This window comes from Micromonospora sp. URMC 105 (assembly GCF_051386295.1).
Classification (GTDB): Bacteria; Actinomycetota; Actinomycetes; order Mycobacteriales; family Micromonosporaceae; genus Micromonospora.
In genome coordinates this window covers 51,173-75,402 of the sequence record NZ_JBPQTL010000008.1, presented here as the reverse complement: position 1 = coordinate 75,402, position 24,230 = coordinate 51,173, and the positions used below count along the sequence as shown (strand labels likewise).

20 protein-coding genes and 1 pseudogene are annotated in these 24,230 nt (G+C 72.5%); 11 read left to right on the top strand and 10 right to left on the bottom strand.

The genetic code is table 11. The features are described from left to right. Positions 1-16 precede the first annotated feature (16 nt). The 5 genes from sigM to ACSNN7_RS05020 all read left to right on the top strand — a co-directional run bounded on the left by sigM (position 17) and on the right by ACSNN7_RS05020 (position 4,643). A complete protein-coding gene (gene sigM / locus ACSNN7_RS05040) occupies positions 17-793 on the top strand; it encodes an RNA polymerase sigma factor SigM (protein WP_436679456.1) in 777 nt (258 codons plus the stop codon). Next, positions 790-1,782 (top strand): hypothetical protein, encoded by a 993-nt coding sequence (locus ACSNN7_RS05035; RefSeq protein ID WP_436679455.1) that lies wholly within the window; start codon positions 790-792, stop codon positions 1,780-1,782. Before sigM ends, ACSNN7_RS05035 begins: the two co-directional genes overlap by 4 nt. 195 nt (positions 1,783-1,977) lie before the next feature. Next, positions 1,978-2,931, top strand: coding sequence for a thioredoxin-disulfide reductase (trxB, locus tag ACSNN7_RS05030; protein WP_436679454.1), 954 nt, complete (start codon positions 1,978-1,980; stop codon positions 2,929-2,931). A gap of 36 nt (positions 2,932-2,967) precedes the next feature. Then, a complete protein-coding gene (gene trxA / locus ACSNN7_RS05025) occupies positions 2,968-3,291 on the top strand; it encodes a thioredoxin (RefSeq protein WP_436679453.1) in 324 nt (107 codons plus the stop codon). A 194-nt stretch (positions 3,292-3,485) separates the two neighbouring features. After that, positions 3,486-4,643, top strand: a complete 1,158-nt coding sequence (locus ACSNN7_RS05020; RefSeq protein WP_436679452.1) for an N-acetylmuramoyl-L-alanine amidase — start codon at positions 3,486-3,488, stop codon at positions 4,641-4,643. A gap of 16 nt (positions 4,644-4,659) precedes the next feature. Here ACSNN7_RS05020 and ACSNN7_RS05015 read toward each other — a convergent pair whose 3' ends face one another. After that, entirely contained in the window at positions 4,660-5,325 is a 666-nt protein-coding gene (locus ACSNN7_RS05015) for a GNAT family N-acetyltransferase (RefSeq protein WP_436679451.1), read from the bottom strand. Positions 5,326-5,620: 295 nt separating this feature from the next. Here ACSNN7_RS05015 and ACSNN7_RS05010 point away from each other — a divergent pair, with 295 nt between their 5' ends. Then, the gene (locus tag ACSNN7_RS05010; protein ID WP_334453764.1) at positions 5,621-6,931 is read left to right on the top strand and encodes a PLP-dependent aminotransferase family protein; all 1,311 of its coding nucleotides are present in this window, start codon (positions 5,621-5,623) and stop codon (positions 6,929-6,931) included. Between the two features lie 7 nt (positions 6,932-6,938). Then, complete coding sequence (locus ACSNN7_RS05005) at positions 6,939-7,937, top strand: D-alanine--D-alanine ligase family protein (RefSeq protein WP_436679450.1); 999 nt, start codon at positions 6,939-6,941, stop codon at positions 7,935-7,937. An 11-nt stretch (positions 7,938-7,948) separates the two neighbouring features. Here the strand turns inward: ACSNN7_RS05005 and ACSNN7_RS05000 are convergent, their stop codons facing one another. The 9 genes and pseudogenes from ACSNN7_RS05000 to rpmH all read right to left on the bottom strand — a co-directional run bounded on the left by ACSNN7_RS05000 (position 7,949) and on the right by rpmH (position 17,673). Then, complete coding sequence (locus ACSNN7_RS05000) at positions 7,949-8,938, bottom strand: hypothetical protein (protein WP_436679449.1); 990 nt, start codon at positions 8,936-8,938, stop codon at positions 7,949-7,951. A 2,604-nt stretch (positions 8,939-11,542) separates the two neighbouring features. Then, positions 11,543-12,409, bottom strand: a pseudogene (locus tag ACSNN7_RS04995) (ParB/RepB/Spo0J family partition protein); the annotation flags it as partial. 186 nt (positions 12,410-12,595) lie between these two features. Beyond that, a complete protein-coding gene (locus tag ACSNN7_RS04990; protein ID WP_436679448.1) occupies positions 12,596-13,954 on the bottom strand; it encodes an AAA family ATPase in 1,359 nt (452 codons plus the stop codon). Positions 13,955-14,179: 225 nt separating this feature from the next. Further along, entirely contained in the window at positions 14,180-14,881 is a 702-nt protein-coding gene (rsmG, locus tag ACSNN7_RS04985; RefSeq protein ID WP_436679480.1) for a 16S rRNA (guanine(527)-N(7))-methyltransferase RsmG, read from the bottom strand. Positions 14,882-14,999: 118 nt separating this feature from the next. Further along, positions 15,000-15,599 (bottom strand): protein jag, encoded by a 600-nt coding sequence (locus tag ACSNN7_RS04980; RefSeq protein WP_334453773.1) that lies wholly within the window; start codon positions 15,597-15,599, stop codon positions 15,000-15,002. A 213-nt stretch (positions 15,600-15,812) separates the two neighbouring features. Beyond that, on the bottom strand, positions 15,813-16,796 hold the full coding sequence (gene yidC / locus ACSNN7_RS04975; protein ID WP_436679447.1) for a membrane protein insertase YidC: 984 nt from the start codon (positions 16,794-16,796) through the stop codon (positions 15,813-15,815). A 3-nt stretch (positions 16,797-16,799) separates the two neighbouring features. Beyond that, positions 16,800-17,051 carry a membrane protein insertion efficiency factor YidD gene (gene yidD / locus ACSNN7_RS04970; protein ID WP_436679446.1) on the bottom strand — a complete coding sequence of 84 codons (252 nt, stop codon included), beginning with the start codon at positions 17,049-17,051 and terminating at the stop codon, positions 16,800-16,802. 32 nt (positions 17,052-17,083) lie between these two features. Then, positions 17,084-17,500, bottom strand: coding sequence for a ribonuclease P protein component (gene rnpA / locus ACSNN7_RS04965; protein ID WP_436679445.1), 417 nt, complete (start codon positions 17,498-17,500; stop codon positions 17,084-17,086). 35 nt (positions 17,501-17,535) lie between these two features. Next, entirely contained in the window at positions 17,536-17,673 is a 138-nt protein-coding gene (gene rpmH, locus ACSNN7_RS04960; RefSeq protein WP_067300964.1) for a 50S ribosomal protein L34, read from the bottom strand. Between the two features lie 510 nt (positions 17,674-18,183). Between rpmH and dnaA the strand changes: the two genes are divergently transcribed. The 4 genes from dnaA to recF all read left to right on the top strand — a co-directional run bounded on the left by dnaA (position 18,184) and on the right by recF (position 24,080). Then, a complete protein-coding gene (dnaA, locus tag ACSNN7_RS04955) occupies positions 18,184-20,103 on the top strand; it encodes a chromosomal replication initiator protein DnaA (RefSeq protein ID WP_436679444.1) in 1,920 nt (639 codons plus the stop codon). 773 nt (positions 20,104-20,876) lie between these two features. Further along, positions 20,877-22,010: a DNA polymerase III subunit beta gene (dnaN, locus tag ACSNN7_RS04950; protein ID WP_436679443.1), complete on the top strand. Its 1,134-nt coding sequence runs from the start codon at positions 20,877-20,879 to the stop codon at positions 22,008-22,010. Between the two features lie 41 nt (positions 22,011-22,051). Then, positions 22,052-22,924 (top strand): phosphogluconate dehydrogenase (NAD(+)-dependent, decarboxylating), encoded by an 873-nt coding sequence (gnd, locus tag ACSNN7_RS04945; RefSeq protein WP_334453793.1) that lies wholly within the window; start codon positions 22,052-22,054, stop codon positions 22,922-22,924. A gap of 22 nt (positions 22,925-22,946) precedes the next feature. Beyond that, a complete protein-coding gene (gene recF / locus ACSNN7_RS04940) occupies positions 22,947-24,080 on the top strand; it encodes a DNA replication/repair protein RecF (protein WP_436679442.1) in 1,134 nt (377 codons plus the stop codon). The last annotated feature ends 150 nt before the right edge of the window (positions 24,081-24,230 follow it).

Genomic DNA, 24,230 nt, shown 5'->3' with positions numbered 1-24,230 from the left:
CCCGACGGACGTGGTGATGGCCGGTCGCGGCGGGCGTACGCCTGATCCAGCGACCGGCGACGCGGTGCCGGTCGTGCCGCCGCGTCCGGTGCCGGCCGCCGAGACCGGCGACGCCGACCTGCTGCGCGCGCACGTCGCCGGTGACCGGGACGCCTTCGCCGAACTCTTCCACCGGCACCGGGACCGCCTCTGGGCGGTGGCCCTGCGCACGCTCGGCGACCGCGAGGAAGCCGCCGACGCCCTCCAGGACGCGCTGCTCTCCGCGCACCGGGCCGCCGCGCGCTTCCGGGGCGACTCGGCCGTGACGACCTGGCTGCACCGGATCGTGGTGAACGCCTGCCTGGACCGGATCCGTCGCCGCCAGGCGCACCCGACCGTCCCGCTGCCCGACGGCACCCGGGTCGACGAGGGCGGCTCCGGCGGTGTCGAGCCGGCCGCGCCGGCCCCCGACCACGACACCGCGCTGGTCGTCCGGCAGGCCCTGGCCACGTTGCCGGTCGAGCAGCGGGCCGCGCTGGTGCTGGTGGACGTCCAGGGCTACCCGGTCGCCGAGGTGGCCCGGATCCTCGGCGTGGCCGAGGGGACGGTGAAGAGCCGCTGCGCCCGTGGCCGCGCCCGGCTGGCGGTGCAGCTCGGCCACCTGCGTACCGGCTCCACCGACGCGACGCCCGGCGTGGTCCCGTCCACCGGCCGGGGCGTGCCCGGCGTCACCCTCGGGAACCCACGGGCGCCCGAGGGCGTCGGATCGGGGTCGGGGCACTCCCGACGGGACGCCAACCAGGAGGACACGTGACGGCCGGGGAGTTCAGCGGGGTCGACCACGACCTGCTCGCCGACTACCTCGGCGGCGCGCTGGACGGCACCCCGGAGGAGGCCACCGTGGCGCGGCTGGTCGAACAGGACCCGGCCTGGGCCGAGGCGTACGCCGCCCTGGCACCCGCCGTGGCCCTGGTCCGCGCCGACCTCGCCGACTGGGCCGAGCCGGCCCCGCAGATGCCGCTCGCGGTCACCGAACGACTCACCGCCGCACTGGCCGGTGCCGGGCCCGCCCCGGCCGACCTGCCGGCTTCCGACGCGCACCCACCGGTGGATGCCGACTCGCCGACCGGCGGACCGGTCCCGGGGCATCCGGTACCGGCCCAGCTCGGGTCGGGGCGTACCCGCGGGGTCCGGCGGGGCGACGCCACCGGGCCGGGCCGCCGGCGCCGGCGCTGGACGCGGCTCGCCGCTCCGGTCGCGCTGGCTGCGGCCTCGCTCGCGGCCGTCGGCTTCGGCGTCGACCACCTGCTGGACCGATCGGGCGTCACCGGCACGGCCGACTCGACGGTCGCCGAGGGTCGCGGCGAGGCCGCCGCCGGGGCGGCACCGTTCCGGGTCACCGGCACCGCGCAGCGCAGCGGCACCGACTGGACCCCGCAGGCGCTGGCCGGCGGGGCTGGCGCGACCGTGCTGCCCCGGGTGGCCACCGCCGACCCGGGGCTCGCCCCCGGCGGCTCGACCGCGAAGGCCCTCGACGAGGGCCGGCGATCGTCCAGCGCCAACGGGCTCGACCGGCTGGCCGCAGCGGGCGCGCTGGACGCCTGTCTCGCCGACGTCTCCGCCGAGCACGGGCGCGGACCGATCACCGTGGAACTGCTCGACTACGCCGCCTTCCAGGGGGAACCGGCGCTGGTGCTCCGCTTCGCCGACCCGTCCGGGGCCCGCTGGGCCTGGGTGAGCGGCGCGGAATGCGGAGTGCCGGGATCCGGCGCGGACACCCGCTACCAGGCACAGGTAGGGTGAGTTCGCGGTCACCGGTCGTCCGTCGCCGCGTGACGTGACCCACCGGATGACCGGTTCGGGAATCCCCGGTTCGTACGATGACGTTCTGCAAGTCAGTCGCCGGCGTCGCTGGGCCGTCGGCACTCGGATCGACGTCGACCCCGGCCGCAAGGCCAGCCGGGAGCGGCTGTCGAACACACACATCGGGAGACGGCAGTGGACGAGGTCCGCAACCTGATCATCATCGGCTCCGGGCCGGCCGGTTACACCGCGGCGGTCTACGCCGCGCGCGCCAACCTCAAGCCGCTCGTCATCGAGGGTGTGCAGTCCGGCGGCGCCCTGATGACCACCACCGAGGTGGAGAACTTCCCCGGCTTCGCCGACGGCATCCTCGGCCCCGAGCTGATGGACAACATGCGCAAGCAGGCCGAGCGGTTCGGCGCGGAGTTCCTCACCGACGACGTCACCCGGGTCGAGCTGAAGGACACCGGGAAGATCGGGTCGGACGCGGTCAGCACCGTGTGGGTCGGCGAGACCGCCTACCGCGCCCGGGCCGTCATCCTCTCCACCGGCTCGGCCTGGCGGCCGCTGGGCGTGCCGGGCGAGCAGGAGTACCTGGGCCACGGTGTGTCGTCCTGCGCCACCTGTGACGGTTTCTTCTTCCGCGGCCAGCACATCGTCGTCGTCGGCGGTGGCGACTCCGCGATGGAGGAGGCGAGCTTCCTCACCCGGTTCGCCGAGTCGGTCACCATCATCCACCGGCGCGACTCGTTCCGCGCCAGCAAGATCATGGCCGGCCGCGCGCTCGGCAACGACAAGATCAAGGTCGAGTGGAACACCACCGTCGAGGAGATCCTCGGCGAGGACGGCAAGGTCAGCGGGGTACGGGTCCGCAACGTGCACACCGGCGAGACCAAGGTGCTGGACGTGACGGGCGTGTTCGTCGCGATCGGCCACGACCCGCGCAGCGAGCTCTTCCGCGGGCAGGTGGAGCTGGACGACGAGGGTTACGTGAAGGTCGAGGCGCCGAGCACCCGCACCAGCCTGCCGGGTGTCTTCGCCGCCGGCGACGTGGTCGACCACACCTACCGGCAGGCCATCACGGCGGCCGGCACGGGCTGCGCCGCCGCCCTCGACGCCGAGCGCTTCATCGCCACGATCAGCGGCTGAACAACCGAAGAACGAAAGTCCCGGAGGAGGGTCATAGTGGGAGCAACAAAGGTCGTCACCGACGCGAACTTCGCCACTGACGTGCTGAAGTCCGACAAGCCGGTACTGGTGGACTTCTGGGCGGAGTGGTGCGGGCCGTGCCGCAAGGTCTCCCCGCTGCTAGAGGAGATCGCGGGCGAGATGGGCGACCAGGTCACCATCGTCAAGCTCAACATCGACGAGAACCCGGAGACCGCCCGCGCCTACCGGGTGATGTCCGTACCGACCCTCACCATCTTCAAGAACGGCGAGCCGGTGCAGTCGATCGCCGGTGCCAAGCCCAAGGGCGAGCTGGTCCGCATGATCGAGTCTGCGCTGTAACCGCTCGTACCACCGGAACCCCCGCACCCACCCGGGTGTGGGGGTTTCGTCGTTGCGGCCCTGAGCTGGGCGAACGTCCGGCGGGCGGCCACCGGTCACGGTACGCTCCGTAGGCATCCGCTACGCGGATTTGCACCTCCGGTCGCGCGACCGTGGCGCCCGGCCAGCCAGCATCCGTGCAGAGGGGGTCGTGCGTGCGTCCGATCCGACCCGGTGACCGTGGGCCCGCGGTGACGGAGATCCGCACGGTCCTCACCGGCCTCGATCTCCTCCCACCCGACGCGGGCGACGAGTTCGACGTCGCCACCGAACGCGCCGTCCGCGCCTTCCAGCAGTCCCGGGGCCTCAGCGTCGACGGGCGGGTGGGCGCCGAGACCTGGCGCGCGCTCGACGCGGCCCGCTGGCGGCTCGGCGCCCGCACCCTCTACCACGCGGTGCCCGAACCCCTCACCGGCGAGGACGTCCGTTCGCTGCAGGAGCGGCTGCTGGAGATGGGGTACGACGTCGGCCACGCCGACGCCATCTACGGCATCCGCACCTCCCGCGCGGTGGCCCAGTTCCAGCGTGAGGTCGGGCTCAAGCCGGACGGCTCCTGCGGCCCGCACACCATGGGCGCCCTGCGCCGCCTCGGTCGCAAGGTGGTCGGCGGCCGGCCGCAGTGGCTGCGCGAGTCCGACGCGATCCGGCAGTCCGGGCCGGCCCTGGTGGGCCGGACCGTGGTGATCGACCCCGGCCACGGCGGCACCGACCCCGGCGTGGTGGTGCCGGACGGCCCGCTGCGCTGGAGCGAGGCGGAGCTGGTGCACGACCTGGCCAGCCGGCTGGAGGGGCGGCTGGCCGCCGCCGGGGTACGGGTGCAGCTGACCCGGGGCCCGACGCCGGCGACCTGCCTGCCGGACACCGACCGGGCGCAGCTGGCCAACTCGCTCGGCGCCGACGTCTTCATCTCCCTGCACACCGACGGGCACGCCAACCCGGAGGCCGAGGGGGTGGCGACCTACCACTACGGCACCGACAACGGCGTCACCTCCGCGACCGGGGAGCGGCTGGCCGGGCTGGTGCAGCGGGAGATCGTGGCGCGTACCGGGCTGCGGGACTGCCGTACCCACGCCAAGGCCTGGGACCTGCTGCGGCTGACCCGGATGCCGGCGGTACGCGTCGAGGTCGGCTACCTCACCTCCCCCGCGGACCGGCACCGGCTGGTGGACCCCCGGTTCCGGGACAAGGTCGTCGAGGCGATCGTGGCCGCGGTGCAGCGGATGTTCTTCCCGATCGAACGGGACGTGCCGACCGGCTCGATCGACGTCAGCGAGCTGCGCGCGGTGGTGGCCGCCGGTGCGGTGATGGACTGACCGGGGCCGCTCGGCCTCAGCTGGTGGTGGCGCGGGTGGCCGGGGCGGGGCGTACCGGGCGGAGCAGGGTCTCCGGGCTCATCGAGCCGAGCAGCTTCTCCAGCGCGTACTCGACGTCGGACTTCCAGCTCAGCGCGGTCCGTAGCTCCAGCCGCAGCCGGGGGTAGCGCGGGTGCGGCCGGACGGTCTTGAAGCCCACCGAGAGGAAGAAGTCGGCGGGCGCGACGCAGGCCCGGGTCGCGTCCTCGCCGTCGCCGAACTTGGCGTCACCGAACGCCTCGATCGCCTTGATGCCGCGCTTGGTGAGGTCCCGGGCGACGCCCTGGACGAGCATCCGGCCCAGCCCGCCCCCGGCGAACGAGGGCACCACGTTGGCGGTCATCAGCAGCGCCGCGTCGGCGGAGACCGGTGAGGTGGGGAAGGCCATCGAGCGGGGGACGTACGCCGGCGGGGCGTACATGACGAACCCGGCGGGCATGCCGTCGACGTAGGCGAGCTTGCCGCAGGAGCCCCATTCGAGCAGGGTCTGGGAGACCCAGGCCTCCTTCTCCAGGCCGGGGTCACCGGCCGCGCAGGCCCGGTCGGCGGAGACCGGGTCCAGCTCCCAGTAGACGCACTGCCGGCACGGGCGGGGCAGGTCTTCCAGGGTGTCGAGGGTCAGACTGACCAGACGTCGCGACATTGGCGCATCCCCACAATAGGCTCGGAGGTGAAACCAGCGCGGAGGAGACGCCGCCGCCTTCCTGCCCCCCGACGAGCGATCGTACGCCGCCAGCCGACCGTACGGGAACAGACGCGCGAACGGCCACCCGAGCCGGGGACGCCGGTCCGGGATGTGGACGCAGCCCACGTCAGCGGTTCCGGAACGGCTGCCGCGGACTAGGATCGACCAACCGGCGTCCCGCGCCGCCATGGTCGCCGGCTTCGCGGGTACCACACCGGGCGGGAGCCCGACCGACACCCGATGAGGTGATGTCATGACCGGCACGACGCTCGACGACTACACCGACCGGTACGCCCGGCGCGTCCGCGGGATGACCGCCTCGGAGATCCGGGCGCTCTTCGCGGTGGCCAGCCGGCCCGAGGTCGTCTCGCTCGCCGGTGGAGCACCCTACATCGCCGCGCTGCCGCTCGACGCGGTCGGCGAGATGCTCGGCAGGCTCGGCTCCGAGCACGGCGTCACCACCCTCCAGTACGGCATCGGCCAGGGCACCCTGGAGCTGCGCGAGCGGATCTGCGAGGTGATGGCCCTCTCCGGCATCGACGCGTCCTGCGGTGCCTCCCCGGAGGACGTGGTGGTGACCGTCGGCGGCCAGCAGGCCCTCGACCTGGTGGCCCGGCTCTTCCTCGACCCCGGGGACGTGGTGCTCGCCGAGGGCCCGACCTACGTCGGCGCGCTCGGGGTGTTCCAGGCCGCCCAGGCCCAGGTGGCGCACGTACCGATGGACGACGAGGGGCTGATCCCCGAGGCGCTGGAGGTGGCCATCGCCGACCTGGCCCGCGCCGGGCGCCGGGTCAAGTTCCTCTACACCATCCCCACCTACCAGAACCCGACGGGCGTGACGCTGAGCGAGGAGCGGCGCGAGCGGGTGCTGGACATCTGCGAGCGCGCTGGCCTCCTCGTGGTGGAGGACGACCCGTACGGTCAGCTCGGTTTCGAGGGGGAGGCGCCCGCGCCGCTGCGGGCCCGCCGCCGCGACGGGGTCTTCTACCTGAGCACCTTCTCCAAGACCTTCGCCCCGGGTCTGCGGGTCGGCTGGATCCTGGCCCCGCACGCGGTCCGCGACAAGCTGGTGATCGCCAGCGAGGCGCAGATCCTCTGCCCCAGCGGCTACGCGCAGGCGGCGGTGGCGACGTACCTGTCGACGATGCCGTGGCGGCAGCAGCTGAAGGTCTACCGGGAGGTCTACCGGGAGCGGCGGGACGCGATGCTGACCGCGCTGGAGGACCTGATGCCAGCCGGCACCACCTGGACCACCCCGGCCGGCGGTCTGTTCGTCTGGGCGAACCTGCCGGACGGGCTGGACGCCAAGGCGATGATGCCCCGGGCCATCGCCGCCCGGGTCGCCTACGTGCCGGGCACCGGCTTCTACGCGGACGGCTCCGGCACCGGCAACATGCGGCTCAACTTCTCCTTCCCGTCCCCGGAGCGCATCCGCGAGGGGGTGCGCCGGCTGGCCGGAGTGATGGAACAGGACATCGCCATGCGGCGCGTCTTCGGCACGGTGACGCCGGCCGGTCGCCGGCGGCAGGGCGGCGCGGACGCGCCGGGACCCGACTTGGCATGATTCCGGCATGGTCGTGACCGCTGCCGGAGCATCCCCCGTGACCGATCCCGCCGTCACCGCCGACCTGCACGTGCTCGTGCTGGCCGGTGGCCTCTCCTACGAGCGGGACGTCTCGCTACGTTCCGGCCGCCGGGTGCTCGACGCGCTGCGCGCGGTCGGCGTGGAGGCCGAGCTGCGGGACGCCGACGTGGCGCTGCTGCCCGCCCTGGCCGCCGACCCGCCGGACGCGGTGGTGATCGCGCTGCACGGGGCGACCGGCGAGGACGGATCGCTGCGCGGCGTACTGGACCTCTGCGGCGTGCCGTACGTCGGCTGTGACGCCCGCGCCTCCCGGCTGGCCTGGGACAAGCCGTCGGCGAAGGCGGTGCTGCGGGAGAACGGCATCCCCACCCCGGACTGGGTGGCGCTGCCGCACGACCGCTTCTCCGAGCTGGGCGCGGTGGCGGTGCTCGACCGGATCGTGGACCGGTTGGGGCTGCCGCTGATGGTCAAGCCGACCCAGGGTGGTTCCGGCCTGGGCGCCGCCGTGGTCCGGGACGCCGCGGCGCTCCCGGCCGCGATGGTCGGCTGCTTCGCGTACGACTCGACCGCGCTGGTCGAGCGGTACGTGCCCGGCATGGACGTGGCGGTCTCCGTGGTCGACCTCGGCGACGGCCCGCGCGCCCTGCCGCCGGTGGAGATCGTGCCGCGCAACGGCGTGTACGACTACGCGGCCCGCTACACCGCCGGCCGGACCACCTGGCACGCCCCGGCCCGGCTCGACAGCGCGGTCGCCGACACGGTCACCGAGGTGGCGCTGGCGGCGCACACCGCCCTGGGCCTGCGTGACCTGTCCCGGGTCGACCTGATCGTCGACGCCGAGGGCCGGCCGCACGTGCTGGAGGTCAACGTCTCGCCGGGCATGACCGAGACGTCGCTGCTGCCGCTGGCGATCCAGGCCGCCGGACTGGACTTCGGCCGGGTGCTCGGGACACTGGTCAGCCGCGCGGCTGCCCGGCGCGGCTGACCTTCCCTCGCTCACCTGGCGGGCTGGGCTCCTCGGCGGGCTTCCGCCGCAGCGTCGTCTTCAGCGTCGCCTTCGTCGGCGTCGCCTTCGTCGGCGTCGCTTCCGTCGGCGTCGCTTCCGTCGGCGCCGTTTCCGTCGGCGTCGCTGCCGGGGGCTGCTCCGCTGCCGCCCTTGGTGCCGTCGGTGTCCTGGCCGCGGTCGTCACGGCCCGCGTCGTCGCTCATTCCGGTGTGGTCGCCCGCGTCGGCGTCGCTGCCGCCGCTGCCGTCGCCCTTTGCGGCGTCGGCGGTGTCGGCGGTGTCGTCCAGGTCGTCGTCCGCCGGCACGGGGATCTCCTCGTCCGACTCGATCACCGACACCGGCTCCTCCTCCGCGCGCTGCTCCTGCTCCCGAGAGGCCTGCGCGGACAGGCTGGACGGTGCCTGCCACTGGATGCGCGGCGGCTCGGCGAGCGGACGCCCACCGAACTCGGCGAGCCAGGCGGCCACCATCGCGAGGTTCTCCCGCCACTGCGCCTCGGAGATGGGCGGGAGGATCGAGTCCCAGAGCGACAGGAACGTGCCCCGCAACTGGAGCCGCCCGTACGGCCGGGCCAGGAACCACATGTGCAGGTGCGCGGACCCGTCACCCCACCGGTTGACGTGCACCCGGGCGACACCGTCCAACGACCGGATGGCGCGTTCCAGCCGGACCGTCATGACCCCGAGTTCGGCGGCGAGCAGGTTGGGCAGGTCTCCGAGGTCGAGGTGCGAGCGGGACTCCAGGATCAGCACCATCGGCAGCCCGGTGGGGCGGTCCATGGCGCGTACCCGCCATCGCTCGCCCACCCAGATGTAGGCGTCGTCGGGGGCGTTGCAGGCGGTGCATTCCCGATGTCCTTCGCCCTTGCGGGGCGGCTCGACCGGGACCGGGTCGTCGAGCTGCTTGACGTGGAGGTCGCCCTCGAAGGGAAACGAGGGCCACTGGGTGAAGTCGGGGACTGCGGGAGGGGTGTCGTGCACGACGCTGACCCTAACCGAGTCGGCGACCGCTGTCCCTACCCGAACGACGGGGATCGTGAGGACACCTCGGAAGGCCAGGTCGAGTCACCGAGGGGCCCTGGGAGCAGTCTGAGAGTGGTTGTCCACAGGCTGGTGAGATCACCACCACAGCACGTCATCCACAGGGCAGGACGTGCTCTGACACCGTGTTTCACGTGAAACGGAGGGGGCCTGTGGAAAACCGCTGTGGATAACTTTGGGGCCGAATCCACAGTTTCAGCCACAGGCATGGCGGGCCCGTTTCTCCCAACGAGCGAACCGCCGGTTGGCTGCTGCCCGGAGGGTCTTTTCCGGTGGCGCCCCTCGACGCGGAGCGCATCGAGGCGGGCTCGGAGGCGGCGATCAGGGCTTCTCGTCGCCGTGCCTCCGGCGGTCGCCAACTCTTCTCCGGTGTGGCGCTGCGGCTTCACGTCGCGCCCTCTCGCCGGCTCCGTCGGCAGGTGCGACAACGACCCCTGGCCGGCGGGGATCCTCGACTCGCCCTTCCTCGGAGCGTGCGGGGCAGTTCCCTGCCTACGGAGCCACAGGTGACCGGCCGGGTAGGGCTGGCCATCTCGAAACAGCTGAGCCACGACGTACCGCTCTGCGGGCAGGCGGGAGCGCGGGATCTTCCGGCAGGAGCGTGAAAGGCCGGGTCCCCTAGGTGGCCGGGAGCGGCCCGCTCGCTCGGCCCTCGCAGGCGTCGCGCAGGTTGCGGCTTGCATGTTCCACGTGAAACGGGGTGTCCGCCGCGAGAATTCCGAGAGGGTCGAGTCGGGCGGAGGATGGATCGTGGCCATGGCGGGGCCACCCGACGGCAAGCCGCTCGCCGGAGATTCCGGAGTGGGGACGCCACCCCGGCAACGGCTTGATGGGCCGCAGTCTCGGATCGTGCGAGCGTCAGGAGGGTCGACATCCACTCGCTCGGCGGCTGGTTCGACACCAGGCGTCGAGGGCCAGGCGGCGCAAGTGGCGATGGCGAGCGGCGGCGCGCGCTGGGCACCTCCAAGTCGGGGAAGACTTGGGGACGCGCAGGCGGCGCACCGATCCCCGGGTCGAGCGGTGTAGCTGCCGGCCTGGAAACCCGGTTCGCTGCCTTCTGCTCGGCCGATCCATGGCCATGTCCGGTCCGGCAGCCGGTCCGAGGCCGCGCGCAGCCCACGGCGGCGCGGGGCGCGCCCGGTATTGGCCCCAGCTCGCAGCCCCGTTTCGGTCCGGTCCGCAGCTGATGTCGCTCCGCAGCCCATGCGCTCCGCAGCCCATGTCGCTCCGCAGCCCATGTCGGTCGGCAGCCCATGTCGGCCCGCAGCCAGTGTGGGCCCGGTCCGCTGCGTGTTGAGGAGCTCCTCGGTCGACCTGCCATCGCGTTCGACCCGTCGATCGAGGCGGGCGGCTCAGCATGTGGCAGGGACCTTCGGGGGGCGAGCCGCCTGATGCTCCGCCCCGCTGCGCCGCCGGGTGCCGCCGGAGGCCGAGCTCGCCACAACGCGTCGCGCACCAGGCCGGCCCGGCCCGGATCGCCGATGTGCGGCGGGATCAGCGCGGCGGCCAGCAGCAGGGCACGGGCACCTCTAGGCCCTCATCGTCTTGGGGGCTGGAGCGCATTCGAGGTCCCCGTTTCACGTGAAACAGGACCGGGGACAGCGATGCGGCATACGGTCCAATGCGCCTCCTCTCTGCAACGGCCTAGCAAAGCCTCCTCAGGCGTCACAGGCGGCAGGAGACGCGTGACTGGCACCCGCGGACCTCCCGGGCCCGCCAACGGCTCACAGACCCATGCAGCGGTCTCCACGCAGGCGGTCGCCACAGCGCTGCCCCTTTGCGGCTCGTCGGGTCGACAAGGGGCTCGGGCCAGCTCCAGGCCCGTCGACGGCAGGCTCGCGACAGAGGCCGGACGAACTCGTCATGGGCGAGCACCGGTGGTGGGCCGTCCAGGTGGGTGGGCCGCCCAGGTGGTGGGCCGCTCAGGAGGTGAGCCGCTCAGGAGGTGAGCCGCTCAGGCGGTGAGCCGGGGAGGCTTCAGCGCTACCGCCCAGGACGCTGACGAAGGCGGGGACTCCTGATTCTGATCGAGGCCTGCCCTCGGTAGGACAACTGGGTGGAAGCCTCGGCCGTGGCGCAGCCACCGGGTTGGGCTGAGCCTCCGGGCCAGGCTTGACCGCCGATCGGCCTGAGCCTCCGGGTCAGGTTGAGCCGTCGGATCGGGCCGAGCCTCCGGGTCAGGTTGACCCGCCGATCGGGCTGAGCCTCCGGGTCGGGCTGAGCCTCCGGGTCGGGCCGAGCCTCCAGTCGGGCCGAGCCTCCAAGTCGGGGGCGCAGCCTCGAAGTCGGGCCCAGCCGTCAGGCCGGCCGCAGCCAGGAATGAACCGGGAGTCCGCCGTCGGCCGCATCCTTGGAGCCTCGTGCGCCTCGCATCAGCGCCACGCACAGCCGAATGAGCGACCAACCGTTTCACGTGAAACGCGGCTCCGAAAATCGCCGGGCCACCCAAGCCCCGCACGCCGTGGCTCTCGCCGCCGGAGCGGAAAACGAACCGGCCGCGTTCCCCGAAAGGGGGACGCGGCCGGTCGACGAGGGTTGGAGCCGTCAGCTCTCCGGTTCCTCCTGCTCGCCCACGCCGATGATCCCGACGATCCGCTCCAGGTCGTCCACCGTGGCGAACTCGATCGTGATCTTGCCCTTGCTCCGGCCGATGTCGACCTTCACCCGGGTGTCGAAACGGTCGGAAAGCCGGTCGGCCAGGTCGGTGAGGGCCGGGGCGTGCGGCTTGGTGCGCCGCTTCGCCGCCGGGGTCTTCGCCGGCCCGTCGTTGAGCGCGAGGGCCACGATCTCCTCGGTCGCGCGTACGGACAGGCCCTCGGCGACGATTCGCAGGGCGAGCTGTTCCTGCGCCTCCGCCTCGTCCAGGCTGAGCAGTGCCCGCGCGTGCCCGGCCGAGAGCACGCCGGCGGCGACCCGGCGCTGCACCTGAGCCGGCAGGTTCAGCAGGCGGATGGTGTTGGAGATCTGCGGCCGGCTACGCCCGATCCGCCGTGCCAGTTCCTCGTGGGTGGCGCCGAACTCCTCCAGCAGCTGCTGGTAGGCCGCGGCCTCTTCCAGCGGGTTGAGGTTCGCCCGGTGGATGTTCTCCAGGAGAGCGTCCCGGAGCATCGCGTCGTCCTTGGTGTCCCGGACGATCGCCGGAATGTTCTCCCGGCCCACCGCCTGGGCGGCCCGCCACCGGCGCTCGCCCATGACGAGTTCGTACTTCTCGGCGTCGAGCTGGCGGACGACGATCGGCTGGAGGAAGCCGACCTCCTGGATGGAGGTCTTCAGCTCCTCCAGCGCCTCCTCGTCGAAGACGTGCCGGGGCTGCTTCGGGTTCGGCACGATCGCGTCGACCGGGATCTCGGCGAAACGGGCCCCCGGGACCGGGCTCAGCTGTGGCTCGGACGGCTCCGGCAGCGTGGCGACCGGTGCGGGCACCGCCTCGACGGGGGCGGCTTCCGCCGTACCGTCGGCGTCGGCCTCGACCGGCGCGGTGAGGGTCGTGCCCGGCGCCTCCGGTGCCGGCCCGGTCGGGATCAGCGCCCCGAGCCCTCGACCCAGACCGCCACGGGGACGGTTCTTCATGCGACGCCTCCCAGCGACTCGTCCGCACTACGCATTCCGGCTCACCGGCTCCTTGACACCGCGCTCGGCGATCTCCTGGGCGGCCTCGAAGTAGCTCGTCGCCCCCCGCGAACCGGGATCGTAGGTCATCACGGACTGCCCGTAGCTGGGTGCCTCCGACACCCGCACGTTGCGCGGGATGACCGCCTGGAGGACCTTGTCGCCGAAGTGGTTCCGGACGTCCTGCTCGACCGCGTCGGCGAGCCGGGTACGCCGGTCGTACATGGTGAGCAGGATCGTGGAGACCTCGAGCTTCGGGTTGAGGTGCTGCCGGACCAGGTTGATGTTGTTGATCAGCTGGTTCAGGCCCTCCAGCGCGTAGTACTCGCACTGAATGGGAATCAGCACCTCCTGCGCGGCCACCAGCGCGTTGACCGTCAGCAGGCCGAGCGAGGGAGGGCAGTCGATGAAGACGTAGTCGAAGTGCCCCGGGTACGCGGCGATGGCCCGGGACAACCGGGACTCCCGGGCGACCACGGACACCAGCTCGATCTCCGCGCCCGCCAGGTCGATGGTGGCCGGTACGCACCACAGGTTCGGGATGCCCTCGACCTCCTGGGCGACCTCCTCCAGCGGCACGCTGTTGATCAGGCAGTCATAGACGTCCGGCACCCCGGTGTGGTGGGGCACGTTGAGCCCGGTCGAGGCGTTGCCCTGTGGGTCGAGGTCGACCACGAGCACCCGGTTGCCGTGCAGGGCGAGCGCCACCGCCAGGTTCACCGTGGTCGTGGTCTTGCCCACGCCACCCTTCTGGTTCGCGACGCACATGACCCGGGTCCGCTCGGGCCGAGGCATGGTCACCTCGCCACTCGGATTCAGGATCTGCACGGCGCGCATCGCCTCCATAGCCAACGGTGGATCATCCTCTTCGCGCGTCGGGGTTTCACGTGAAACGTACGCGGCGGCGGCCGGGTCCACGGCCACGCCCCCGGCCGCCGGCCCCGGCGTGTCTGCGACGACGGACGTGGAGTCCGCCACCGCGCCCGGGTGCGGCTGCTGGGGTACGGCGGGCGGCACGTTGCCACCGACCGGTGTCTCGAAGCGGGACGGCGCGCCGGAGTTGCGACGGACCGGAGCGGTGCGCTCGCTGGGCGCGTTGACCGGCCGACCCGAGTCGTCCACGATGGCCGGCGGGGGGACGTACGACTCGGGCGAGGGGCGCGCGGCACCGACTGCCGGCACGTCCCGGCGTACCACCGGATCGCAGTCAGTTGAGCCGGCGGGGTCCGGCTGGCCGCTGACGGGCCACGAGTCGTGGTCGGTTTCACGTGAAACAGGGTCTGCTCCGGAGGGAAGTCCCTCCGGACGTCTCACCCGTGGATCGTCGTACCTGCCGTCGTCATGCACCTGTCATCCCTACCCGCTCCGGATGGTCGGTCCGCACCCGTCAATCAGGCCGCGCGCTCTCGCACCGCAGCGCGTACGGCCCCGGCGGGAGCGATCGGGACCCGGTGCGCCCGACGCCCGCCCGCCCCACACTATCGACGCGCGGCCAGCCTACGGGGGACGGGCGCGGCGGGTCCATCTCGGTTCTCCGCCGACGGTACGACACGCCGGAACCCCCGCCGGAGATCAGCGTGCGCGCTTGCGTCCGCCGCGCGATCGCTTCGGCGCCTTCTTGGCGGCCGGCGGCCGGACCACCCGCTCACGCACGATCTCCACCACGGTGGTGGGCGGGTCGATGACGCCGACTCCGCAGAGCTGAACGCTCGGCTCGCCACCGCCGAGCCGCTCGACGGCCTCGCCATGTTCGGCGATCTCGTCGGCGGCGGAGGAGCCCTTCAGGGCGACCAGCCGGCCCCCGGGCACGGCGAGCGGCAGGCACCAACTGGAGAGCCGGTCCAGGGGCGCGACCGCTCGCGCGGTCACCACGTCGGCGCTGAGCGGGCCGACGCCGGTCGCACCCGACGCCGCCTCGTCGGCCCGGCCGCGGAACACCCGAACCGTCTTGGCCAGCCCGAGGTGCTGCACCGCCTCGATGAGAAAGGAGGTACGCCGCGCCAGCGGCTCGACCAGGGTCACCTGGAGATCCGGACGGGCGATCGCCAGCACCAGGCCGGGCAGCCCGGCACCGGAGCCGACGTCGATGACGCTCGCGCCCTCCGGGATGCGCTCGGCGACCGCGGCGCAGTTGAGCAGGTGGCGGTCCCAGATCCGGGGTGCCTCGCGCGGGCCGATGAGTCCGCGTACCACCCCGTCAGTGGCGAGCAGCTCGGCGTACCCTGCGGCCAGGTCCAGCCGGTCACCGAAGAGCGCCTGAGCGGCTGCGGCCAGCTCGGCCGGGAGCGCGGCGTCCTCCGGTGAGGGGACGGGGCGGACAGGCGGCGGCCCGGGCGGCGTGCCACCCGGGCCGGACACGGCGTCGGCCGTGGCGTCGTCGTGGGTCACCCGATCAGTCCGCCGGCCGGACAATGATGCGCCGGTTCGGCTCGACGCCCTCGGACTCGCTCTCCACGCCGCTCATGGCGTTGACCACGTCGTGCACGCACTTGCGCTCGAAGGCGGACATCGGCTCCAGCCGTACCGGCTCGCCGTGCTCCTTGACCTTCTCGACCGCGTTCTTCGCCACCGCGGCCAGCTCCTTGCGCCGGGTGGCGCGGTATCCGCCGACGTCGAGCAGCAGGCGGCTGGGCGTACCGGTCTGGCGGAACACCGCGAGCCGGGCCAGCTCCTGCAGCGCCTCCAGGGTGGCACCGCGCTGGCCCACCAGGTTCTGCAGCCGTCCGCCGACGACCTCGACCACCGGGCGGCCGCCGGAGACGAGCTCGTCGATGTCGCCGTCGTAGTCGAGGATGTCGAGCAGGCCCTCGATGTAGTCGGCGGCGATCTCGCTCTGTGCGAAGAGTTCGCCCTCGCCGGCGGCCTTCTTCGGGGCACCCGCCTCGGCAGCCGCCTCCTCGGTCTCCTCGGGCTCGCCGTCACCGGTCGCGGCGGTCGGCACGGTCTCCTCGTCCACGGACTGCTCCGTGCTGGGGATGCTGGTGTCGGTCACGGTGTCATCTCCGTACTCGCTCGGCCGGACCGTCGGGTCCGCTGGTTTCCCGGGGCGCCCGGCGGGAGATGGCCGGTGCCCACGGGCACGTCTGTACGGGCAGTCTCGCCCGTGACCGCGCCAGGCGCGGCGGTTCCGGCCCGGCGCCGGCCGTACGGCGGCTGCGCGGTGCCGGAAGGCCGCCGCCGGTGGTCCCGACGGCGGCCCGGTGGGTCAGCCCTGCCGCTTGGCGGGCCGGCTCTTCTTCGGGTTGACCGGCTTCGCACCCGGCTTCGGCCCGGCGACCTTCGGCGCGGCGGGCTTGGCCGGCACCTGCGCGGCCGGCTTGGCGCGGTTGAGGAAGCCACCGGTCTTCGCCGGCTGCACGGGGTTGCGGGGCGTCGTGCTGCCGGGCTTGACGTTGGTCACCAGCGGCGGGAACTTGCGCAGCACCCACTGCTGCTGGCCGAGCGTGAAGAGGTTGTTGGTGACCCAGTAGATGATCACACCGATCGGGAAGATCGCGCCGGAGATCAGCAGCGACAGGGGGATGCCGTAGAGCATCAGTCGCTGCACCATCCGCTGCTGCGGGTCCTCCGCCCACCCGGTCTTGAGGATCATCTGGCGGCTGGTCAGGTAGGTGGTGCCCATCATGACCAGGACCAGGATGCCGGCGATCACCTTGACGGTGGTGCCGTTGGCACCGAGGCGGGCCAGCTCGTCGGCGGTCGAGCCGAACTTGCCGGCGATCGGGGCGGTGAAGATCTTCGCCTGCGAGGCGCTCTGGAACTGGTCGACGGTCCAGCCGTAGAGGGTCTTGTTCTCCTTCGCCGGGTCGAGCCGGCGCAGCACGTGGAAGAGACCGAGGAAGACCGGGATCTGGAGGAACATCGGAAGGCAGCCCATCAGCGGGTTGGCCTTTTCCTTCCGGTAGAGCTCCATCATCTCCTTCTGGAGCGTCTCCCGGTCACCCTTGTGCTTCTCCTGCAGCTCCTTGACCTTGGGCTGGAGCGCCTGCATCGCCCGCTGCGACTTGATCTGCTTGACGAAGACCGGGAAGAGGATCACCCGGACGGTGACCACCAGGAAGATGATGGCGAGGATCCAGGCCCAGTTCGTGCCGAGCACCGCCTTGACCGGCACCCCGATGGCGTCCCAGGCCGAGTGCCAGGTCAGCAGGATCCACGAGATCGCGTAGTAGATCCAGTCGAGACTCAATTCTCAGGCTCCAGTCACGTCGGCACGGCGGCGGCCGCCCGGCTCCGGCACCGGGTCATGTCCACCTGGGTGGAAAGGGTGGCAGCGCGACAAGCGCAGGACCGTCAGGCCGGCTCCCCGGAGCGCGCCGTGCCGGGCCACCGCCTCCAGGGCGTACGCACTGCACGACGGGTAGAACCGACAGCGGGCCGGCAGCGCCGGGCTTATCCAACGACGGTACGCGATGATGGGGCCACTCAGCACTCGGGCACCCATGCTGGTAGGCCGCGAACCGGCCGATCCGGTGCTCACCGGGACCGCCGCCCCCGGGGTGCCCGCGCGGCGGTGATCGCCGCGTCCAGGTCGGCCCCGAGCCGGAGATAGGTCGCCTCGGCCGCGGCGGGCAGTGCGCGTACCACCAGGGTGCTCCCCTCGGGGAGCGCGGCCAGGCGCTCGCGGACCAGGTGCCGCAGCCGGCGCCGGACCTTGTTGCGGACCACCGCGGGACCGACGGCCTTGGACACGACGAAGCCGGCGCGGGTCGGCACGGAGATCGTCTCCGTGCCACTGGCCCGCGCCGGCTCCGGCGAGGTTGTCGCGGTCGGTTCCGGGGTCGGCGGCAGGGTCAGGTGGACGACGACGGCGCCTCGTCCGGCCCGTCGACCACCCCTGACCGCTGCGGCGAAGTCGTTACTGCGCCGCAGTCGCTGTGCGGCCGTCAGCACGACTGCCCACGTCCCCCGGCCCGGACCCGGTCGGCTCAGGCCGACAGGCGGGTACGGCCCTTGGCGCGGCGGGTCGAGAGGATGGCACGGCCGGCACGGGTGCGCATGCGCAGCCGGAAGCCGTGGGTCTTCGCGCGCCGGCGGTTGTTCGGCTGGTAGGTGCGCTTGCTCACGTCAGGCTCTCCGTTTTCGTACGTCCACGGCGCGGGATCGCCGGGGTCGTGTGGTGGTCCAGGCCACCTTCGGCGGCGGCCTCCGATCGGTGCTGCCCGGCGGAGCGGAACCTCGGCGATGCGGGGATGCGACCGCGGACAGCAAGCACCCATCACCCTAGCAGAGGGCCACAGAGCAGCCGCTCCAGCCTACGCAGGGGGGCAATGACCGTCAAACAGGTCACCGGGGGCACGAGCAGGGGCGGCCGGACGACCGAACCGGCGCTTTTCACTGATGCCGACAACCGGCCGGAGCGTCGGCGGTTGATGGTGCCCCGCCGTCGCTGTTACCGTGCCCGATTGCGGTCAGCGTCGGGAGTCCGGGTTGTTGCTGGCAGGCAAGACCGGACACGACAGTGAATCGTTCGGCACGGTGAACCCGCTCAACGTCCCGCCCGACCAGGGGGGCAGGTCCGACCCGCAGACGGCGGGCGGCACAATCGGTCGGTACACACAGGCTGTGGATAACTTGTGGATGCCGGTCGGCGAGCCGCCCGGTGGGGTGAGGTACCACCCGCTCGAACGCGGTGGCGGGCCCGGAACGGCCGACTGGACGACAGCGGCGACCGGGAGCAGAGGCGAGGGGGTGGCACGACGGTGGCCGGTACGACCGACCTTGCCGCGGTGTGGACCGCGGCGACGGACGAACTCGCCGACGAGATCATCTCCGCGCAGCAGCGCGCGTACCTGCGGCTGACCCGGCTGCGGGCGATCGTCGAGGACACCGCACTGCTCTCCGTCCCGGACGCCTTCACCCGGGACGTGATCGAGTCGCGCCTGCGCCCGGCCATCACCGAGGCGCTCACCCGCCGGCTGGGCCGGCCGATCCAGGTCGCCGTCACCGTGCGGGTCGCCGAGGACGCCGCCGGCCGCCCGGCCGGCACCGTCTATCGCAGCGCCCCGGAGCCGGCGCAGCTCGGGCTCGACGGGGGCCCGGACGACTTCGCCGCCGCACCGCCCGCCTTCCCCGACCTGACGCCGAACTATCCGGAGCTGCCCGCCGAGGCGGCGCCACCGACCGCACCGCCGGCGCACGACGGCCATCGCGCCGGACGCATCCCGGCCAGCCGGGACGGCGGTCAGGACACCCTCTTCGGCGCGGCGTTCGCCGAGCCGCTGCGGGGCGCCGGTCCCGGCCACGACCGGCGCGGCTTCGAGGAGCGCGCTCTGCCGGAGGCGCCGGAGACCGACGGCCGGGGCTTCGAGCCCGCGTACCGGGGCGACGCCCGGCCGCCGCGCGACACGCACGGTCCGCGCGGCCTGCCCCGCGACAACGGTACGGACAGCGGCCCCGGACGGGCCGGGCCCGACCACCGCCCCGGCGGGCGCGACGACCGCCGCCCCGGGGGCGCGGAGAGCGGCGGCAACCGGCTCAACCCGAAGTACATGTTCGAGACGTTCGTCATCGGCTCGTCCAACCGGTTCGCCCACGCGGCGAGCGTGGCGGTGGCCGAGTCGCCGGCGAAGGCGTACAACCCGCTGTTCATCTACGGCAGCTCCGGGCTGGGCAAGACCCACCTGCTGCACGCCATCGGGCACTACGCCACCACGTTGGGCAACGCCCGCTCGGTCAGGTACGTCTCGACCGAGGAGTTCACCAACGACTTCATCAACTCGCTGCGCGACGACAAGACCAGCGCGTTCCAGCGGCGCTACCGCGACGTCGACATCCTGCTGATCGACGACATCCAGTTCCTGGAGAACCGCGAGCGGACGCAGGAGGAGTTCTTCCACACCTTCAACACGCTGCACAACGCCAACAAGCAGATCGTCATCACCTCCGACCGCTCGCCGAAGCAGCTGGCGACGCTGGAGGACCGGCTGCGGACCCGCTTCGAGTGGGGTCTGCTCGCCGACATCCAGCCGCCGGACCTGGAGACCCGGATCGCGATCCTGCAGAAGAAGGCGGCCCAGGAGCGGCTGTACGCCCCGCCGGACGTGCTGGAGTTCATCGCCTCCCGGGTGTCGAACTCGATCCGGGAGCTGGAGGGTGCCCTCATCCGGGTCACGGCGTTCGCCAGCCTCACCCGGTCGAACGTCGAGCTGTCGCTGGCCGAGGAGGTGCTGCGGGACTTCATCCCGGACGGCGCCGGGCCGGAGATCACCGCCGACCAGATCATGGTCTCGACCGCCGACTACTTCGGGGTGAGCCTGGAGGATCTGCGCGGGCACTCCCGGTCCCGGGTGCTGGTCAACGCCCGCCAGGTCGCCATGTACCTGTGCCGGGAGCTGACCGACCTGTCGCTGCCCCGGATCGGGCAGGCCTTCGGCGGGCGGGACCACACCACGGTGATGCACGCCGACCGGAAGATCCGCCAGCAGATGGCGGAGCGCCGCTCGCTCTACAACCAGATCGCCGAGCTGACCAACCGGATCAAGCAGAACACCTAGACGTACGCCACACCGACGCAGCGCGGAAGCGCCCGACCGAAGACCGGTCGGGCGTTTTTTCGTGCCTGTGGAGAGCCGCCGGTTGACCCTGCACCGGGTCGAGGGCCCAGGATCGGTGTCGTGTTCGTCCACAGGACGCACCGGTTGTCCACACCCCCTGTTCCACAGGCGGTGGAAAACCACGCACCGTTCCGGCTCGGTTACCCACAGACTGTGGACAAACCCTGGGGACGGGGCTGTGGACGCCTGGGGACGACGGTCGGGTTGTCCACCGACGACGGTCAACCTGTGGGCGGCCTGTTGAAGGTTCTGGGGACGACGCCGGCGAGGGCCGTCGGCGCTGTCCACAGCACTGGGGAGAAACCCGGTGGATTACCCGTGGACAACCGGTGGACAACCGTGGACAACCTGGGGGTTCGGTCGGCCTGTGGACTCCGACACCGGTTTACCCCCCGGTTCTCCACAGCCGAACCACCGGTGGATAACCTGTCTGACCTGGGCAGACGCGGGTTCTCCACAGTTTGCACAGGTGCGATGAAGACGATGAGTTATCTCTTCTAAGAAGAATCAAAAACCAATCATCACCGTTGGACTTCCTGTGGATCGGTCCGGATGCTGCCGTCGGCAGTCACCCGGCACCTGGAAGCACGGGGTCGGGCGCACAGCCGATGCCCACGCGCCCTAAGGTGCGATGGGTACCCGCACGGTCGGGCGGGACGGTGGGCAGCGGTCGGCATGAGAGAGTTGTCGCTGACGTCGACGCGGAGGCATTGATGAAGTTCCGAGTGGAGCGCGACGCGCTCGCCGAAGCGGTGGCGTGGACCGCGAAGAGCCTGCCCAACCGGCCGTCCGTACCGGTGCTCGCCGGGGTGATGCTCCGGGTCACCGACGGCAACCTCCAGGTCTCCGGCTTCGACTACGAGGTCTCCAGCCAGGTGACCGTCGAGGTGCAGGGAGACGCCGACGGCGCCGCCCTCGTCTCCGGCCGTCTGCTCGCCGAGATCACCAAGGCGTTGCCGGCCAAGCCGGTGGACATCGCCGCGGTCGGCGCCCACCTGGAGCTGGTCTGCGGCAGCGCCCGGTTCACCCTGCCGACCATGCCGGTGGAGGACTACCCGGCCCTGCCGGAGATGCCCGAGAGCGCCGGCACCGTCGACGCGGCCGCCTTCGCCGCCGCCGTCGCCCAGGTGGCCGTGGCCGCCGGGCGCGACGAGACGCTGCCGATGATGACCGGCGTCCGGCTGGAGCTCTCCGGCGGCACGCTGGCGATGCTCGCCACCGACCGGTACCGCCTCGCCCTGCGCGAGATGGAGTGGAACCCGGACGACCCGGAGATCAGCATCAACGCGCTGGTGCCGGCGCGCACCCTGCACGACACCGCCAAGGCCCTCGGCCCGCTCGGCGGCCAGGTCACCATGGCGCTCTCCCAGGGCGGCGCCGGTGAGGGCATGATCGGCTTCTCGGGCGGCACCCGGCGCACCACCAGCCGGCTGCTCGACGGGGCGAACTACCCGCCGGTGCGCTCGCTCTTCCCGGCCACCCACAACGCCGAGGCGCGGGTGGCGGTCAGCACCCTGATCGAGGTCGTCAAGCGGGTCGCCCTCGTCGCCGAGCGGACCACGCCGGTGCTGCTCAGCTTCAGCTCCGACGGCCTGGTGGTCGAGGCGGGCGGCACCGAGGAGGCGCGCGCCAGCGAGGCGATGGAGGCCACCTTCACCGGCGAGCCGCTGACCATCGGCTTCAACCCGCAGTACCTGATCGACGGCCTGGCCAACCTGGGCGCCCAGTTCGCGCAGCTGGCGTTCGTCGACGCCTTCAAGCCGGCGGTGATTTCCCCCGCCGGGGAGGATGGCGAGGTCGTCCCGGGGTACCGGTACCTCATCATGCCGATCCGCGTGTCCCGCTGATCGCAGCCCCGACAGATCCAGACGCACGGAGGTAGGAGCAGATGCAGCTCGGCCTGGTAGGACTCGGCCGGATGGGCGGCAACATGCGCGAACGGTTGCGCGCCGCCGGGCACGAGGTGGTCGGCTTCGACCACAACGCGGAGCTGAGCGACGTCGCGAGCCTTTCGGCGCTGGCCGAGAAGCTGGAGTCGCCCCGCGCGGTCTGGGTGATGGTCCCGGCCGGCGTCACCGACGCGACCATCGACGAGCTCGCCGGCGTGCTGGGCGAGGGCGACATCATCATCGACGGCGGGAACTCGCGCTTCAGCGACGACGCCCCCCGCGCCGAGCGCCTCGCCGAGCAGGGCATCGGCTACCTGGACGTCGGCGTCTCCGGCGGTGTCTGGGGCCGGCAGAACGGGTACGCCCTGATGGTCGGCGGCGCCCAGGAGCACGTCGAGCGGCTGATGCCGATCTTCGAGTCGCTCAAGCCGGAGGGCGAGTTCGGCTTCGTGCACGCCGGCCCGGTCGGTGCCGGTCACTACGCCAAGATGGTGCACAACGGCATCGAGTACGGCCTGATGCACGCCTACGCCGAGGGCTACGAGCTGCTGGCGGCCTCCGAGCTGGTGACCAACGTGCCGGGCGTGTTCAAGTCGTGGCGCGAGGGGACCGTGGTCCGCTCCTGGCTGCTGGACCTGCTCGACCGGGCCCTCGACGAGGACCCGGAGCTGGCCGAGCTGAGCGGCTACACCGAGGACACCGGTGAGGGTCGCTGGACGGTCGACGAGGCCGTCCGGCTCGCCGTGCCGCTGAACGTCATCACCGCCTCGCTCTTCGCCCGGTTCGCCTCCCGGCAGGACGACTCGCCCGCGATGAAGGCGGTCGCCGCGCTGCGCCAGCAGTTCGGCGGGCACGCCGTCCGCAAGCGCTGACCGGTATCGGTATCCACAGCCTGTGTACGTCCGCCGGCTCGAACTGGTCGACTTCCGCTCGTACGAGCGGGTCGGCGTCGACCTGGAGCCGGGGCCGAACGTCCTGATCGGCGCCAACGGCGTCGGCAAGACCAACCTGGTCGAGGCGCTGGGCTACGTGGCGACCCTGGACTCGCACCGGGTCGCCACGGACGCCCCCCTCGTCCGGATGGGCGCCACCTCGGCGGTGATCCGCTGCGCGGTGGTGCACGAGGGGCGAGAACTCCTGGTCGAGCTGGAGATCGTCCCCGGCAAGGCCAACCGGGCCCGCCTCGGCCGCTCACCGGCCCGGCGGGCCCGGGACGTGATCGGCGCGCTGCGGCTGGTGCTCTTCGCCCCCGAGGACCTGGAACTCGTCCGGGGCGACCCGGCCGAGCGCCGCCGCTACCTGGACGATCTGCTGGTCCTGCGGCAGCCCCGGTACGCCGGGGTGCGCGCCGACTACGAGCGGGTGGTCAAGCAGCGCAACGCCCTGCTGCGCACCGCGTACCTGGCCCGCAAGACGGGTGGGTCGCGCGGCGGGGACCTGTCCACCCTGGCGGTCTGGGACACCCACCTGGCCCGGCACGGCGCCGAGCTGCTGGCCGGCCGGCTGGAGCTGGTCGCCGCGCTGGCCCCGCACGTGACGAAGGCGTACGACGCGGTGGCGGCGGGGCGGGGTGCGGCGGGGATCGCGTACCGGCCGTCGCTGGAGCTGGCCGAGCCGACCACCGACCGGGCCGTGCTGGCCGAGGCGTTGACCGCCGCGCTCGCCGAGGCGCGGTCCAGCGAGATCGACCGCGGCACGACGCTGGTCGGCCCGCACCGGGACGAACTCACCCTCACCCTCGGGCCGCTGCCGGCCAAGGGGTACGCCAGCCACGGCGAGTCCTGGTCGTACGCGCTGGCCCTGCGGCTGGCCGGGTACGACCTGCTGCGCGCCGACGGCATCGAGCCGGTGCTGGTGCTCGACGACGTCTTCGCCGAGCTGGACGCCGGCCGGCGGGAGCGCCTGGCGGAGCTGGTCGGCGGGGCCGGTCAGCTCCTGGTGACCTGTGCGGTCGACGACGACGTGCCCGCGGCGCTGCGCGGCACCCGGTACGCGGTCAGCGAGGGGACGGTACGTCGTGTCGACTGAACCGGAGCGCGGCGCCGAGGGCGCTCGGCCGGTCCGCCGGACGGGCGGGCCGAGCCGCGCCACTGGGGGCGGCCGGCGCGGTGCGCGTACCCCTCAGGAGGCTGGAACCGACGCGGGCGGTGCCGCCGCCCACGCGGCCGGTGCCGGCGC

What these genes read in the sequence shown, in the direction of transcription:
- sigM (WP_436679456.1), top strand. Translation starts at nt 17, where the DNA reads ATGGCCGGTCGCGGCGGGCGTACGCCTGATCCAGCGACCGGCGACGCG.
- ACSNN7_RS05015 (WP_436679451.1), bottom strand. Translation starts at nt 5,325, where the DNA reads ATGTCGCGACGTCTGGTCAGTCTGACCCTCGACACCCTGGAAGACCTG.
- ACSNN7_RS05010 (WP_334453764.1), top strand. Translation starts at nt 5,621, where the DNA reads ATGACCGGCACGACGCTCGACGACTACACCGACCGGTACGCCCGGCGC.
- ACSNN7_RS05005 (WP_436679450.1), top strand. Translation starts at nt 6,939, where the DNA reads ATGGTCGTGACCGCTGCCGGAGCATCCCCCGTGACCGATCCCGCCGTC.
- yidD (WP_436679446.1), bottom strand. Translation starts at nt 17,051, where the DNA reads ATGGGTGCCCGAGTGCTGAGTGGCCCCATCATCGCGTACCGTCGTTGG.
- dnaN (WP_436679443.1), top strand. Translation starts at nt 20,877, where the DNA reads ATGAAGTTCCGAGTGGAGCGCGACGCGCTCGCCGAAGCGGTGGCGTGG.
- gnd (WP_334453793.1), top strand. Translation starts at nt 22,052, where the DNA reads ATGCAGCTCGGCCTGGTAGGACTCGGCCGGATGGGCGGCAACATGCGC.